The following is a 15,548-nucleotide window of genomic DNA, read 5'->3' as shown; positions in this document are numbered from 1 at the left end:
AGAGGCTGGCCGGGCTGGAGGTTCGATATCAGCACCGTCAACGTCCTCGTGAGACAAGTTGAGCTACTTGGCTTTCCGAGGACGGTGCCGAACCAAGGCGCCCCGACGCACTGCCGGGGGTGGAAGTGCGCCGGGATCGCCCCAGCATCATCAGTACATCCGTGATGATGCTACCGGGAATGAAACAAGCAGCGTGGCGGAATTGAGGCTCGCTGCTCTTTTCAGCTGGAGTGCAAACATTTTCATATGCGGCATCGGAGGCCTTGAATCTCACGCTACGTCAGGTCGTACAATTTCACACTTGCCCTTTTCACCCGATAAACGATCGTCTGTCCATTGACCTCACCAGGTGGCGCAGCTCCAGCGAGACCGGATCGACCATGGTCATCCTTCCTGGTGCATGATGGTGTTGGTCTGGGGCGCCCCCTATGCTGCCGGAATGAACGTGATCGGCCGGCCTCGTCGCGCTTGCGAAAGGGCTGCAGCGCGATTTCCGCATCCAGTTCGTTCAACTCGAAGACGCGGGACGGGGCTCGAAAGACGGAACGTGTACACGTCACCCCCCACATCTAGCCGGCAACGCCGATTTGCCAGCTAAAGCGGCCCGATTGACACAACGCAAAGACGCAGGAGAGCGCAGCGATCAGGATGATATTGATGTAAGCATGAGACTGTAACCGTTGCAGACTTCAATCCTGAAAAAATATTGTGATGCCCGCCTGCCTTGGTACACCATCTATCCAACTGTACCGGAGTTCTCCGCGGCGGTCGGCGCCAAAGCTTGTGAGAAATGGCTGAGCCGCCTGCCCGCCGACGACCCCGTGTCGCTCTATCTCCATGTTCCGTTCTGCCGGTCGATCTGCTGGTATTGCGGCTTCCCTACGACCCTCACTCGTTGGGATGCGCCGATCCTCAACTATTTGGAGGTGCTGCGTGAGGAGATCCGTTTGGTCGCCGAGCAAGCGCCGCAAGCCCTGCCAGTGAATGACGTTCACTTCGGCGGCGGAACGCCGACCCTCATCGAGCCTGCGGAGTTCCTGGCTCTGATGGAACTGCTGCGCTGCCGCTTCGTATTCGGGAAAACGGCTACGGTCGCCGTCGAAATCGACCCACGCACGTTCACGGTCGAGATAGCCGAAGCCTTAGGAGCGGCCGGCGTGAACCGCGCAAGCCTCGGCGTGCAAAGCTTCGATCCCATTGTTCAAAAAGCAATCAACCGCATCCAGAGTGAAGCGCAGACGGCCGTTGCCGTCGAAAATCTGCGCCAGCATGGAATAAGCCGCGTCAACTTCGACCTCATCTTCGGTCTGCCAAATCAGACGGTGCAGTCCTGCGTCCAGAGCGCGAGGACGGCGGTGGCCATGCGCCCCGACCGGCTCGCGGTTTTCGGCTATGCGCATGTCCCTTCGTATATGAAGCGGCAGCGCCTGATCGATGAGACGGCGCTGCCGGACAATACTGCTCGCGCTGAACAGGCTGCGGCCGTGGCCGATATTCTGGTCGCCGCCGGCTATTGCCAAATCGGGCTCGACCATTTCGCCTTGCCGGATGACGAGCTCGCGCTGGCGCAGAAGGCCGGCCGCCTGCGGCGTAACTCCTTAGGTTACTCGGCTGACACCTGTAAAACCGTGATCGGCCTCGGCACGTCGGCCATCGGCCGTCTCGGTGACGGTTACGTCCAGAACGAACTCGCTGCAGGTCCCTATAGTCGGCACATCAGAGCTGGCCGTCTGGCGACGTCAAAGGGCTACCGTCTCACCGATGAAGACCGCCTCCGAGCCGCAATCATCGAGCGGCTGATGTGCGATTTGGAGGCTGACGTGCCGGCAATCTGCGCCGCCCACGGATTTGATCCGATTGCTTTTCTCGATTCATCTGAACGCTTGGCGATGCTCGCCGAGGACGGGATCGTGGACATCGAAAAGGGTTTCATCCGCGTGAGGCCCGAGCACCGCTTTGTGATGCGTGCTGTTGCTGCCGCATTCGACGCCTATCTCGACCGCTCACCCTATTAGCACTGCCGGGCAGCGCGAGCGGATCCTAAAAACGAATCGCCTCTCGTCATCACTCATCAGCAAGCCGCAGGAGAAACGCCGCGGGCAGCTTGGCGACGTTTCCAACAACGGTTCGGTGGCAATGTGGTCGTTCAAGCCTTCTGCGGGGCTTGGGTTTCCAGGCCATGGATCGCGCAGCAGCACGGCAAGAGCGACCAGCGCCGCGTTCCACCCATGCGGGCGTGCGCGAGACCCCTACATTGGCACCAAAATTGGCGTGCTCAATTTCACAAGTGTGGCGCGGCGGATTTCGCCGTTCAGGGCGACACCTCGACGATGTACAAATTGGTCTTGCGGACGTCGGCTGCGGCCGTGATGGCGACGACCTCGGCAACCCTCACGTTGGGATCCGCTGCCCGCCACGGGCCGCCTTGGGAGTATCGCAATCGAAGGCCGCTTTGCGAAAGGATCTACCCGTCGAGCCGCAGCTGGTGGGCCGGAGTGTGCCTGCGGCGCTAACAGGACGTCATCAAGGCTCGTCAGTCTTCGGTGCTGAGATGAGTGGCGCGCCCCCGACGGAAACCGGCCCTTGTGGCCTGGACGGCCGCATCAGCTTCTTGGCGGGGTTGGAAACAGCCTGAGCTGGCGGCGAAGAAGAAACAGGAGAGGAAGAAGCGGAGGGTGTCGGATTCTGCAACGAGTCGATTCGTAAAGTCAGGGCCGTGATTTGATCCGAGATTCGTCTTAGGTCGGCCCGCTGGGCGTCGATACTGCGGTTGAGTTCCGCGATCTCATCGCTCGCCTTCTGTTGTCCCGATAGAATTTCCGAGAGCGCCGCCCTGTCCTCCCCTGACAAGCTCAGCATTGGGGGGACTTCACGAGCCGCCGACGTCCCGGCAAATTCTCCAACGTTTGTCCAAAAATAGGCTCCTGCAGCGCTCATGCTGAGGAGGAGAACCATGAACACGAGAACCCACAGAACGCGTCTTGACGACCTGTGCAAGATCGGCGGCAGGGTCGGCGGCAACTCCGAGGCGGCCGCTTGATCCAATTCCATCATCGCCCGCACGACGCTCCGGACCGGATTGGCTTTCCTCGTTGACGCAAGCCCTCACGATGATCAAGCGCTGGGTCGAGCCGTGAACATTGACAACATCGTTCTCCGCACCGTCGTCGCATCATTTGATCATCAGCTCCTATCAGGCGGCCCTTGAGAGCGGCGCAATGAACCACTTTTTTGCATAGCCGGCCCCTACATCATAGCGCCACCGCGAAGCAATAGCTCTCGTCTTTACCGGCCATGGCGCAGCATTTTCCCGCCATTGAGCAAGAATCTTGCGATTGTCCTCCATTGCCGGCGCCCGAATAAGAGCCGACCGCCATTTCCTGGACTGGCTTCTCGCCTCGAGCCCCGGATCGCCCTTAAGCCGAGGGTCCAGCAAGTCGGTCCCTTGACGAGACGCGCGACATAGAGCTCGACGAGCTGTTTGCGCGGCCACTCTTCACGGGCCGGAATAGTCGGCTTGTGCCCGAATGCCCTTCTGCAATGAAATTGGCCTGCGCAATTGAAGGCGGTGCATCTCACGGTGCCGAGCCGATAACACGCGGCGCACGAGGAACATCGAGAAAAACAAGCCCATTCGGCGGTCACCATGAGCCCGCAAGATCAATGATGTCGATCTGCTAGACTAGCCTATGCTACCGACGTCCCGACGAGGATTGATGGTCGCCAAAACCGCGAGCTGCGCCAATCCTTTCCTGGGGTGGTCCGGCCCCCCTCAAAGCCCTCACCTGAAGAGACTCTTACGATCAGATCAACAATGTCGTGGCCTTGCGACGTTTTCGCCTGGAGATGAGCGCGTAAAAAGTTGAACGGCTGCAGCGCTCACGAGTGACTGACGCCCGATCTGCACTGGACGATGCGACCATCGCGAGAGTTCGTCTAGATGCCGGGACGTTCTCGCTCCGAGCGGCGCAATAGCCACGATCCGCGATCGACAGGCAGCGCCTTGCGGCCCAGTCAACTACCAACCTTAGCAATTGATGCAGATCGCGGACCCATGGCAATCGTGGCCAACCAACGTTGCGCGGGTCGCACGTCAAGGAATTTGGGATGCAATACAGATCTGTCCGCGCCTACCGACCCGATGGATTTGCTAACTCCTCGCGTGCAGCTGTCAAATCTGGCCGAAGCGCGATCTCGCCTATCTCCTGGAAACCCATGATGGACCTTCCGGCGCGATTGCCGGGCGCACAGGTTTCAACGATCTCTCGGCTTCGGCCTCTCAATTGGCTCCTCTGTCTGCTACCGCGATGCCAACGCCGCTTCATGAAGCCACCCGTCGTGGCTGGCGAGCCCTGCTTTCCGGCGGCTGCTATCTTCTCGAAGAAGACGTCTTCTTTGACGGTCATGCTCCGCATCGCCGAAATCCTCGCCTGTAATGGTGGAAGAGACGGGTCGTTCGCAGTGGATTGGCGTCGACGGACAGCGAGGCTCAGCCCGCTCCTCGCCAATATCCGGCCGAGCGCGCGTGCTGAATAAAGCCGGTCGCGCTCGACGGCGCCACGGCGTGATCGACACGCGCGTTGCCGACCATGTCATGGCGTGCCCGCCGGTGACGAGGCTCGGCAAGGCTGAGCGGTTCACGCTGGGATAGACAGGACTGTCGCTATCAAGCGTTAGCTCCGGCCGCTCTCAGACGCCAAGGGGCTGGGGGATAGCTCTGGGCCAATCAGGCCGGGCCTCAGTCCACTCAAGGTTAGCAAATTGGGCGCGGAGTTTACTATGCATGGATGCTTTGTTGTGGCGATATCGGTTCGGATATGCTCGCTTGCGGCACCCGCCTTCAGCTTTCGACCAACCACGAAGCAACGAGGGCTTGCAATCGCACTCTCGCTAGGAGCGAGTCTCGTCGGCAATTCGGCGCTGGCACAAACTGCCAATGTGCTCACAAGAAGCGACGTTCCGGATAAGGTTGCCAAAAGAAGAACTCAAAAGGAGTCCGATCCGGCCACGAAACTCCGAAATTGCCAGCTCAAACAAGCAACGCGTCTCGTCGGCGGTTCGGTGCTCGCAGGAAGCGCCAGCATGCCACCCGCAAGGTGCGACAGCACGAATGAAGTCGCTACAAACAGAGCTCAAAAGAAGATCGACCCATTCGCAAGGTTCGAAAACCTCCGCGAAAAAGGTATGTGGCTCAATATACCTGGTCCCGCCGATACGATAGATCAGGACAAGGGCGGCGTTAGATCCGCGCTGGCAGACGTCGGGATCGGCTATGTTGGCGGGACAGTGAATAGCCTTGTCAACAATCAACTGCCAAGTGCAGCCGGAACCAGAGTCGCCAATCAATCATATATGGGGCAAAATCCGACATTTGGCACCGTAAATTTTGTGATCGTGACCTACGATCTCAGCCGGTTTGGAATTCCCGATGGTCAGATCATCGTGGGAGCCGAGCAGCAATACTGGACATGGAAACCCGGCGGACCAGATAGACTGGGGATCAACGTAATTGCTTACTACCAGACGTTCTTTGACAGGAAGCTCGAACTCAAAATGGGCTATCTCAGAAATCAAAATGAGTTCGCGGGTACTGTCGTCGGAGGCAACGCAGCAGCAAGCGTTTTGGGCCCCTCGTCGAACATCCTCTATCAAGCGGGCATGAGCAACAATGCCGCGCCCACGCCAGCTCTCAACCTGAAGTACAACTTCGATGATCACCTGTATAATAGGCTCTCGATCCAGCGCTCACTCAGTCCAGACGGTCAATATGCGCAGATAACCGAGAATCCCACCGGCTTAAACTGGAGCACGGCCAATGCGGGTATTCTTTGGCTCGATGAAGCTGGCTACAAGAACAAAGCTGCTCCGGGCTTACCCGAGACTTGGGTGCGGGCCGGCATCGGTTTCAACAATAGCAGTTTCACGAATTTGGAGTATCCGGAGCAACCGAGAACCAACGCGAACAGCGTCTACTACTTCGCTGCTGATAGACAACTCTGGCAGTCTGATGTCCAGGGCTTGGCCCATCGTGGTATCTATGGCGGGTTCTCTGTCATGTACGCTCCGCCTGACCTTAATAAGGTCAGTCAATATTATGAGCTTCGTCTTTATGCTAAGGGACTGTTTGACAGCCGGCCGAGTGATCAGATTGCTATCGTTGCCACCAACACCGTCTGGAGCAACTTTGCAGTTGGTTCTGCCTTGGCTCAGGGGCATCTCGCACATCGCGACAGTACAGCGATTTCGGGAACCTATACCGCGCATCTGGCTCCCGGAATATATGGAAGCGTAGGACTAACGTACATCAACAACCCGACAAGCATTACGCACACGCGCGAAACGGGACATGCTCTGAATTTGTTCGTGTCTACGTCGATATTCTTCTGAGTCCTTAATGGTCGTGCGCAGACCCTAGCGCGGGCGCATGGTGGGCAGCTCTTCAGGATCGTCAGTGGCGATCGTCTGATCTTTCAAGTCGTAGCTGAAGCCTTCATACACGAAGGCACTGCGGATGAGTTCGCAATCGCGCTCGCTGACACCAGCTTGCCGCCGGCATACCCGATACCACGACTTTTCGATGGTCGATTTCATGCCGTCGACGATTGCTGTGGCCTCGTCTTTGGACAAAAGAAAGCGTTCGCACTGCGATAACAATTGACTCGGTTCGCGTACCGGCCCCAGGTGCCGAGTGCCATTGCCAAGTCTCGGCGTTCCAATGCGATTATTGGATCTGGAGTTCGATCGTACGCCGGCGACAGTGACCAGGCGCGGTCTTTCGCCAGGATTGCGTGGTTGCGCGGATGATCGTCGGTATTGGAGATGAGTGCGTTAAAGCACACGCGACGGAAAAGATCTGGCAGATCTCTGGCCTGACTTCCTGATGCCGCCGCCCGTCGTATCTCATCAGCAAGCAGAAAATAAGACCATTTTTGGCGTACATCGACGGTATCGGGAGCGTCGTCCGCGTCGAGCAGCGTCAGCGCGCTAACCATCCTGCTGGAAATATCCCCTCTCGGCCTTGCTTACCTAGCGGAACCGACCACCACGATGCTACGCACTCGAGGTCCTCCTCGGCCAAGCGCCGCCGCGAGTTCCTGATCGGCCTCGCGTCGTAACTTCAATGATGGAGCCCGACTGCTGCTGGCGAGGCTCTCAACTGCTTGTCGGATATACGACACAGGTCGCAGACCCAACAGGCACGATCCGAAAAGTGCGCATTGTCGGTGAGATCCTGGTTGGCATGCGACTTGCCAATCATGCAACGAGAGCGGGCAAATGGAGTTGAGCCATGACGAATCTGATTGAGAGCGCAGGTCAATTCCGTCCGGAGAACGTGCTGCGCGTCGATTCACCGGCTCCCCCGCTTGAAGTGGAAAGCTGGCTGCGTGGCCAACCCCTCATCAATTTCCAGCCCGGGAATGTGTACATCGTCGAATTTTGGGCAACGTGGTGCGGGCCATGTATTGAGGCGATGCCCCATCTGGTGCTCCTGCAAGAGAAGTACAAAGACAGCGGACTTGAGGTCGTCCCAGTCGCGGCTCACGAACAAGCCCCGACGGCGGAGGAGGCACGAACCAATTTGGACGCGTGGCTAACCAAGAACTTCCCAAATCTGAACTATCGAATTGCATTCGACTACGCTGGCAAAATGAAGAAGCTTTGGATGGATTCCAGCGTTTCTGTCGGGATTCCCACCTCCTTCGTCGTCGACCGCGACAGCCACATCGCCTTCATCGGTTCTCCGATGCAACTCGACAACATTTTGCCGAAAATTCTGAACGGCACCTGGCGCAACAGCGACGAAGCCGAAGCCGCGGAGGTGGAGAGGATCAACACGGCCGAACGCTTAAGGCGCGAATTTGCGCTGAAGCGACCGATCTTTGCCAAACTTAAGCCAGCCATGAAGACCGAGGATTGGACGACGGCGCTTTTGGCGGTCGAAGAGGCCGTCGCTGTGATGCCGGACGACGTCACCTTCCGTGGGCTACATGCGGAATTATTGCTTCACAAGGTACACGACATGCGGGCCGGCTTGCCGATTCTGCGTCAATTGGTTCATGACGCAATTGACAGAAAATCCGTGGTTTGGATGAGCGTGGCGATCCGCCAATTGTTTGATCCGGCCAAAGACAATTCCCATTTCCCGCTTGCCGAGCGCCTTGCGATGGGCAAGGATCTGTCCAAACACATCCTGGCAGCTAATCCGCCGCAAGATAGCGGGGGCGCGAAGTTCATGTCCTATGGGGCGGTCGCTCAATATTATTATGAGACCGGTAACAGGGATCGCGCGATCGAGTTGGTCGAGCTGGCACTGAAATGGCTCGACGCGGAGCCTGGCCCGGACGAAGCGAAACGGGATCTTGTGCAGTGCTTTCTCCAGGCTTTGGCCAACTACAAAGGTGAGACGGTTTGTCGCGGGGACTTGTGTTCCGATCCGCAGAATACATCTTCCGTCATTCTCGAAGCGAAGTCGCCAAGGGAGGCAGCGTAATAGTTTCGCCTGCTGGCCGGTCCCGCACGGTTTTGGCTGCCATGTATGCACCACTGCGGCAGCATTTATATGCAGCGATGGTAGAAGACGGGATATCAGTAGACCTTGGCGATATTGCCGCTCCGCGGTAACGGCAAGCTTCTTGTTGCCAACGCCGCAGCTCAGCAACGCCGTCTATCCTGTTCAAACCGTCCGATGCGCGACCGCGCGGATGTCTTCGTCCAGCAAGGCCGAGAGACGGCCTAAATCTCTCCAGACTTATCCAAGGGCGGGTAAGCGGCTGTGGAGGAAGCTCGTCAATCCCACCCTCATCAAGTCGGCGTGTGTTGACGCGCGCACGGTGTTGTCGATAAGTGATCGCGTCGTGGTTTTTCGAAAGGCGCGTTCTTTCGAAGCTAAGAGGGAAGCCGGTGCAAAGCCGGAGCTGCCCCCGCAACTGTAAGCGGCGAGCCGTCGTCCATTTCAGTCACTGAAGCGAAAGCTTCGGGAAGGCCGGACGGCAGCTGGGACCCGCGAGCCAGGAGACCTGCCTCGACAACATACACGTCCTCGGGCGGGGTGTCCCGGTGGTGCGGTTGCGATCCCGCACGCGCTTTCCGGGCGAGCGGAGTCCAGACGTGTCACTACGGCCTTTGCCCCCAACTGTTGGGGTTAAGCCAATGTCCTCTACATCGTCACTCTCTTCGCTTGCTGTTGCGACCCTCGGCACGCCGCGGATCGGTCCGCGTCGTGAACTCAAACTCGCGCTCGAGAGCTTCTGGTCCGGTGCGTCCGACCAGCAGGCACTGATCGAGGTCGGCGTCGGGCTGCGCGCCGCCAACTGGGCGCGGCAGAAGAAGCTCGGCGTCACCGTGATCCCGTCGAACGATTTCTCGTTCTACGACCAGGTGCTCGACACTTCGGTCATGGTCGGCGCGATCCCCGACGTCTACGGCTGGACGAGCGGTCCAGTGCCAATTGCCACCTATTTTGCGATGGCCCGCGGCACCGAAGGGCACAATCATGACGCAGCCTGCGGTCACGCCCATCACGGCCACGGCGTGCCGGCGCAGGAAATGACCAAGTGGTTCGACACCAACTACCACTACATGGTGCCGGAACTGTCGAAGGATCAGAAATTCACGCTCGCCTCGCGCAAGCCGATCGAGGAGTATGAGGAAGCAAAAGCGCTGGGCTATCAGACCCGGCCCGTGCTGGTCGGTCCCGTCACCTTCCTGAAACTCGCCAAGAGCAAGGATGCCTCTTTCGAGCCGTTGTCGCTGCTGGACCGGTTGCTGCCCGTCTATATCGAAGTCCTGCGGGAACTCGCCGCACGTGGCGCGGAGTGGGTACAGATCGACGAGCCCTGTCTGGTGCTCGACCTCGACGGCGCGGCGGAGGCCGCACTGCGCCGAGCCTATGCCTCGATCGCGATAGCCGTGCCAAAGATCAAGATCATGCTGGCGAGCTATTTCGGCGGCCTCGGTGGCAACCGCGACACCGCCTTCGCGCTTCCCGTCGCCGGCTTGCATCTGGATCTCGTGCGCGCGCCGGAGCAGCTTGACGACCTCGCGCGCCTGCCCTCCGACCGCATTGTCTCACTCGGCGTGATCGACGGCCGCAACATCTGGCGCGCCGATCTGAGCCATATCCTCGACCGGCTCGAGCCCGCCATCGCGAAGCTCGGCAAGGAGCGCGTCCAGATAGCACCTTCCTGCTCGCTGCTGCATGCTCCGATCGACCTCGGACTGGAAGGCGGTCTCGACCCGGAGGTGAAGAGCTGGCTTGCCTTCTCCGTGCAGAAGATCAAGGAGCTTGCGGCGTTGGGAACGGCGCTCGCCTGTGGCCGCAACCAGGCGGAGTCGATGCTGAAGGCCTCTGACGCTGCCGCGGCCGCGCGCAAGACGTCGCCGCGGATTCACGACGCCACCGTCGCGCAACGTGTTGCCGACATCGACGCATCGATGCGCCGACGCGCCAGCCCGTTCGAGGAGCGCGCTGAGGTGCAGCGCGCACGCTTCAACCTGCCGCCCTTCCCGACCACGACCATTGGCTCGTTCCCGCAAACCTCCGAGATCAGAAAGGCGCGCGCCGCGCACGCCAAGGGCGAACTGAGCGATGCCGACTACAAGGTATTTTTGCAGAACCAGACCAAGCGCGCGGTGGACTGGCAGGAAGCCGTCGGGCTCGACGTCCTCGTTCACGGCGAATTCGAGCGCAACGACATGGTGCAGTATTTCGGCGAGCAGCTGTCCGGCTTCGCCTTCACCGAACACGGCTGGGTGCAGTCCTACGGTTCGCGCTATGTTAGGCCGCCGATCCTGTTCGGCGACGTGTCACGACCCGAGCCGATGACGGTCAAATGGTGGCAATACGCGCAATCGCTGACCGAGAAACCGATGAAGGCGATGCTGACCGGCCCCGTCACCATCCTCAACTGGTCGTTCGTCCGCGACGACATCCCGCGCAGCAAGACCTGCCGGCAGATTGCGCTCGCGATCCGTGACGAGGTCACCGATCTCGAAGCCGCCGGTGCCGGCATGATCCAGATCGACGAGGCCGCACTGCGTGAAGGCCTGCCGCTGCGCCGCTCGGAATGGAAAACCTATCTCGACTGGGCCGTCGACTGCTTCCGCATCTGCTCGTCCGGCGTCCTCGACGAGACGCAGATCCACACGCACATGTGTTATTCCGAGTTCAACGACATTATCGATGCGATCGGCACGATGGACGCCGACGTGATCTCCATCGAAACGTCACGCTCGAAGATGGAGCTACTCGACGCCTTCCGGAACTACCGCTATCCGAACCAGATCGGTCCGGGCGTCTACGATATCCATTCGCCGCGGGTGCCCGAGGTCGCCGAGATAACCGAACTGCTCAAGCTCGCGCGGCAACGGCTCTCCGACGCCCAGCTCTGGATCAACCCGGACTGCGGGTTGAAGACCCGCAAATGGGAGGAGGTCCGGCCGGCGCTCGCCAACATGGTCGCCGCCGCCCGCGAAGTCCGGAAGCCGGCGTAAGCTTCGCCTGCCCCGCTCAAACCAAACATCTCGAAGGAGACACCCGTTTCTGGATCGAATGCCCGAAATTTGAGACGGGGCGGGCCATCCATCCAACATCGCGCTCGTCGGCAGCATGTGGCGCGCCGGCGAGCTCGTCGTTGCGATCAACTCGAAGGGCGCAAGCGGTGTCATCGGCGCCGGCTTGATCACGCTCGCAGTGACGTTGAGGGTGGTCAGTTCTGACCTCGTGCCGGGCGTGGCGATCGTATTCTCGATAGACAAGTTTATGAGCGAGGTGTGCGCGCTCACCAACATCACGGGAACGCTATTGCCGCGGTGTCTTGGTGTGGCGTCCTCGGGCCTTCACTCGCTCGACCAGTTCGTCTGGCTCAAACGGTTCGGCCGGACCGCTCTCTCGACCTTCCTGAAAGGCGACACGCAATGCTTCGAGCTTTGCCTTGCGACGCTCCTCGCGTTCTTCGACTAGGCGTAGCCCCTCCCGCATTACCTCGCTGGCGGTTGCATAACGGCCGCTATCAACGAGATCCTTGATGAAGCTCTCGTAATGTTTGCCGACGGTATAACTCGTGGCCATGAGGCACCTTCCACCAAAACCGCATTTGCGACTTCGAGCTTTCCAGCAAGAGCACGCTGTCGCGGTATTTTGCGGCCATCCAAGCAGACCCTCCGAATGCGCCGCTATCGGCGGGCTGCGAATTCGAGTTTATGACCAACGCGGCTACGAGCATTCGGTGCCGAAGCGGTCCTGAACGCCGCCCATCTGGCGCTTGATCGCCTTGAGGCGGTTAATGCTCGAGGCTCTCGCTGCGCTCGAAAAGCCTCAACAAGTGATCGCGCCAATTATTTCGATCCCTTCGAGCTTGCCCGCTATCCGCAGACTTGGCGAAGCAACAGAAAGCGATCCGGAACGTCGACATTGAGCCGTTCGGACATCAGTACCGCCGAGAAGCCGCGTCTTAATTGTCTAGCTAGATTTCGCCCGAGCCGAATGACAACAAATCAGTCTCGGTTGGTCCATCTCCTTAAAATGCGTTTAGCAAACCCTCTTCACGAGCGCTCTTTTTCCTATCTTGACCGCTTGTGCGATGTCCAATTCGTGTCGCCCGTGAAGAACACCTTGAGCGACCATTGCCTGGCTTCGCTGTCGGTCAGTTGATGTGAGTAAGGCTCGCGCCCTGTGGGATTGGCGCCGATGCCGGTGGATTTGTATTCAGCATAATAGGCCGTCCTCAGCGTCTCGGTCTTGCCGGGCGTCCATTCGCGCCACCCTTCAGCGATTACCGGCGCATCTATCTTGGTGGACAAGAAAATCACCGCAGCGTAGGGGCGCCAAGCGCGGCCGAGGGCGATGTCGCGTGTGGCAGGATCGGCAGTCAGGGTGCAATGATCGAAAACGTAGCCGCTATCCTCATCTGGCGCCCCTCTGCTTTGCGCGGTATACACAACGGCTTGATGGGCAATGCCGTGCAGCTCACAGTGCTGGAAATAGGCCTTGGCATTGCCGAATATGAAATCGACATGTCCCTCGATGTAGCAGTCCGAAAAGTATTGCCGCGACATTCGGCCATTCGGCCCCTTATTGGCGAACAGCGTGTCCTGTGCGCCTAGCAGACGGACGCGGGTGATAACGTCCTTATCTCCGGTAATGGACAGCGCAACAGCCTGCGAAGGCGGATTGGCCGGATTCAGCGAGTAGTCGTTTTGAATCGTCAAATTGTCGAGCCGGAAGTCGTCGCCTGACGCCTCCAGCGTCGCGGAATGGGAAGTCCCCCCGACATTGATCGCACCGTCGCCGTAGACGACAACCGTGTCTTCCGGCTTCTTGCCGGTACCCTGGATATGAACACCAGCTTTGGAGACTTTGATTTTCTCGCGATAGGTACCCGGCGCTATCAGGATATCGCCGCCTTGTTCCGGTAATGCGTCTATGGCTGCCTGGAGGGAGTGATAGGCCTTGGCGTTGGATTGCGAGACCAAAAGTGGCTGAGCGTATGCTCCCGATAAGGAAAGCCATCCAGCCAGAACCGCCGTGGAAAGCGCGAAAGCTCTCATAATGGTCTCATCTTTGTTGAGCGAACCGCACATTTGACGTGATGCAACGCACAGATGATACGCATTGTCCTCCAGCTGCCTGCAACGATCAAAACCAGGTCCTCATCAGCGTGCTCCGCGGCGGTTTCAGTTGATGTTGCCGAGGGTCAAGCTCTCGCGCGTATGCTTCTGAAAAGTTGCGATCGCCTTTGTGATAGCGTTCGGCATCAGATTGTTCTGAGTGCGGCCTACCGACTGCGAAATGCCTTTGCGCATTCCTCCAATCCACTAGGCAGCGGCCCCGCGGCTCGCCCTGGCAGCGAAGGTGACACGCCGGATCGTCCCAAGATCACGTTGGTATTTTCGATCTGCCAGGTCGCGGAATCAGCAAATCGCACATCATCGAGCGTGACCTCGAGGGTATGCTTCTGATCAAGCCCGCGCATCATCAGCGCACCCTTGTCGCCGCGCACATGACGCAGAACAATCTGGCGATAGGTTGGAATGCTGTCACCTTGGGCATGGGGATCGTATCTTGTATCGAATACAATCGGCCATCGGTTGCCGCGCAGGCACACATTCTCGTAAGTCACCCGCTCCACCAGACCACCCCGGCTGACATCGCTCTTGATGCGCAAGCCTGATGTCGTGCCGTCCAGGGTCAGGCCGTGCACCAGTATGTCGCTTACACCCGAGTTCACCTCGCTGCCGATCGACATCCCGTGTCCCCAGCCGAAATAGTTGTCGATGATGGAGATATGGCGGGTTGAACCATTATTGCCGGCCTTGATCGCCACGTTGTCATCTCCAGTACGGATAAAGCTGTGGGTGATGGTCACATCCTGGCTGGCGCCAGGATCAATGCCGTCGGTGTTGCGGGCGTCGGCCGGTGCATCGATGGTAACGCCCCAGAAGGTGGCACCTTCGACGCGGTTCATCGCGACGTGGAAATTGGCCGCATTGCGCAGAGTGATGCCGTGGAAAGTAATGTCCTGCGCATGGTCGATCTGGATCAAACGCGGGATGTTCTGGTTGCCACCCTCGTTTTGCGCGCGGCGGGCCAGCTGCCACCAAGTTTCGGTGCTACCGACCATGGGAGCGCCGCCCTGACCATCGATGATGCCGCCGCCATAGATGCCACCACCGCGTGTTTTGGAAAAACTGATGAGCGGGCGGCAGCCGTCGCCTTTGCCACCGATGCGACCACAATATCCCAAGCCCGTGTCATAGGCGGTCGGTTCGGGGATGGCAAAAAGAGTGGCGCCGCCCTCGATCCATAGCATGACGCCCGATTTCATCTCGAGTGGACCCGACAGGAACCCGCCCTTCGCCAGATAGACCGCTGCGCCGGCAGGACAATGGTCAATAGCGTCTTGCAGGGTGGAAGTATCATTTTTACGAGAGGGCACCGGGCGGGCGCAGACATCATGAGGCGCAACAGGTTCGGTGACAATGCGGCGGTCTTTCGCCAAGGCGGCGGGGCAAAGAGTCATGGAGGCAGCTATGGACAAGAGGCCCCAGTAGCGGAGACGGTCTGTCATCTACATCCTCGTGCGTTGCTGCGTATGCTTTGCCGCGTGACCTCCCGAAGCTGAACGCTAGCTAGACCGACGCCGCTCGTCTCACTGGCTCGCGCATGATGACATTAATAAGACGGCACGGGAAGACGTGGGCCCGATGACGGGCAGCAGCGACCAAAAGTGCTGGTTAAGCGGCCGAGGCAAGGCGGAACTTGCCACGAAGTCCAACATGGTCTCCGGCGGTCTTGTCCGCGCTCGATGTCGCTTCGGGGTTCGCTATCGGCAAGTCCAACAAGCTCCACCGGACAGTCGACTTCTTGGACGCGGGCAGTGACCTCCGCCGTGGCGAGCTGGATACCTTTCCTGTCGCGGAGGACGCAACAACGTGTTCTGCGAGGACGGGCGGGCCCTCCCGCATTTCCATGCCGACTTACAGCGAATGAGCTATGCGGGATTTTGGGTGACGAGGCGATCAGGCGGCGTGGTTTGCTGGCACTTGGA

General features: G+C 59.2%; 11 protein-coding genes, 1 pseudogene and 1 riboswitch. Of the genes and pseudogenes, 5 read left to right on the top strand and 7 right to left on the bottom strand.

Annotated elements, in window-relative coordinates:
* The first annotated feature begins 680 nt into the window (after nt 1-680).
* Nucleotides 681-2,015 (top strand): oxygen-independent coproporphyrinogen III oxidase, encoded by a 1,335-nt coding sequence (hemN, locus tag ACFFWD_RS07525; RefSeq protein ID WP_376963053.1) that lies wholly within the window; start codon nt 681-683, stop codon nt 2,013-2,015.
* A gap of 296 nt (nt 2,016-2,311) precedes the next feature.
* Here hemN and ACFFWD_RS07520 read toward each other — a convergent pair whose 3' ends face one another.
* Together ACFFWD_RS07520 and ACFFWD_RS07515 are read right to left on the bottom strand one after the other, a co-directional pair.
* Nucleotides 2,312-2,440 (bottom strand): hypothetical protein, encoded by a 129-nt coding sequence (locus ACFFWD_RS07520; protein WP_376963050.1) that lies wholly within the window; start codon nt 2,438-2,440, stop codon nt 2,312-2,314.
* Nucleotides 2,441-2,523: 83 nt separating this feature from the next.
* Nucleotides 2,524-3,054, bottom strand: a complete 531-nt coding sequence (locus ACFFWD_RS07515) for a hypothetical protein (RefSeq protein WP_376963048.1) — start codon at nt 3,052-3,054, stop codon at nt 2,524-2,526.
* Between the two features lie 1,743 nt (nt 3,055-4,797).
* Here ACFFWD_RS07515 and ACFFWD_RS07510 point away from each other — a divergent pair.
* Complete coding sequence (locus ACFFWD_RS07510) at nt 4,798-6,387, top strand: carbohydrate porin (protein ID WP_376963045.1); 1,590 nt, start codon at nt 4,798-4,800, stop codon at nt 6,385-6,387.
* Between the two features lie 24 nt (nt 6,388-6,411).
* On the opposite strand, the gene ACFFWD_RS07505 is transcribed toward ACFFWD_RS07510, so the two are convergent.
* Nucleotides 6,412-6,627, bottom strand: coding sequence for a hypothetical protein (locus tag ACFFWD_RS07505; protein WP_376963315.1), 216 nt, complete (start codon nt 6,625-6,627; stop codon nt 6,412-6,414).
* On the bottom strand, nt 6,588-6,992 hold the full coding sequence (locus ACFFWD_RS07500; RefSeq protein WP_376963042.1) for a HipA domain-containing protein: 405 nt from the start codon (nt 6,990-6,992) through the stop codon (nt 6,588-6,590). Before ACFFWD_RS07500 ends, ACFFWD_RS07505 begins: the two co-directional genes overlap by 40 nt.
* Nucleotides 6,993-7,288: 296 nt before the next feature.
* On the opposite strand from ACFFWD_RS07500, the gene ACFFWD_RS07495 reads away from it, so the two are divergent.
* The 3 genes and pseudogenes from ACFFWD_RS07495 to ACFFWD_RS07485 all read left to right on the top strand — a co-directional run.
* Entirely contained in the window at nt 7,289-8,491 is a 1,203-nt protein-coding gene (locus tag ACFFWD_RS07495) for a TlpA disulfide reductase family protein (protein ID WP_376963039.1), read from the top strand.
* A 348-nt stretch (nt 8,492-8,839) separates the two neighbouring features.
* Nucleotides 8,840-9,039, top strand: a riboswitch (cobalamin riboswitch).
* Between the two features lie 111 nt (nt 9,040-9,150).
* Nucleotides 9,151-11,493, top strand: coding sequence for a 5-methyltetrahydropteroyltriglutamate--homocysteine S-methyltransferase (gene metE / locus ACFFWD_RS07490; RefSeq protein ID WP_376963037.1), 2,343 nt, complete (start codon nt 9,151-9,153; stop codon nt 11,491-11,493).
* A 145-nt stretch (nt 11,494-11,638) separates the two neighbouring features.
* Nucleotides 11,639-11,797: pseudogene (locus ACFFWD_RS07485) on the top strand (dicarboxylate/amino acid:cation symporter); the annotation flags it as partial.
* Nucleotides 11,798-11,800: 3 nt separating this feature from the next.
* Here ACFFWD_RS07485 and ACFFWD_RS07480 read toward each other — a convergent pair.
* The 3 genes from ACFFWD_RS07480 to ACFFWD_RS07470 all read right to left on the bottom strand — a co-directional run bounded on the left by ACFFWD_RS07480 (nt 11,801) and on the right by ACFFWD_RS07470 (nt 15,068).
* Entirely contained in the window at nt 11,801-12,070 is a 270-nt protein-coding gene (locus tag ACFFWD_RS07480) for a type II toxin-antitoxin system ParD family antitoxin (RefSeq protein ID WP_376963035.1), read from the bottom strand.
* 491 nt (nt 12,071-12,561) lie between these two features.
* Nucleotides 12,562-13,548 carry a pectinesterase family protein gene (locus ACFFWD_RS07475; protein ID WP_376963032.1) on the bottom strand — a complete coding sequence of 329 codons (987 nt, stop codon included), beginning with the start codon at nt 13,546-13,548 and terminating at the stop codon, nt 12,562-12,564.
* 227 nt (nt 13,549-13,775) lie between these two features.
* On the bottom strand, nt 13,776-15,068 hold the full coding sequence (locus tag ACFFWD_RS07470) for a glycoside hydrolase family 28 protein (protein ID WP_376963029.1): 1,293 nt from the start codon (nt 15,066-15,068) through the stop codon (nt 13,776-13,778).
* Nucleotides 15,069-15,548: the final 480 nt, after the last annotated feature.

Origin of the sequence: Bradyrhizobium erythrophlei, from assembly GCF_042430365.1 — a bacterium.
GTDB lineage: Bacteria > Pseudomonadota > Alphaproteobacteria > Rhizobiales > Xanthobacteraceae > Bradyrhizobium > Bradyrhizobium erythrophlei.
This window is presented reverse-complemented; position numbering and strand designations above follow the sequence as displayed.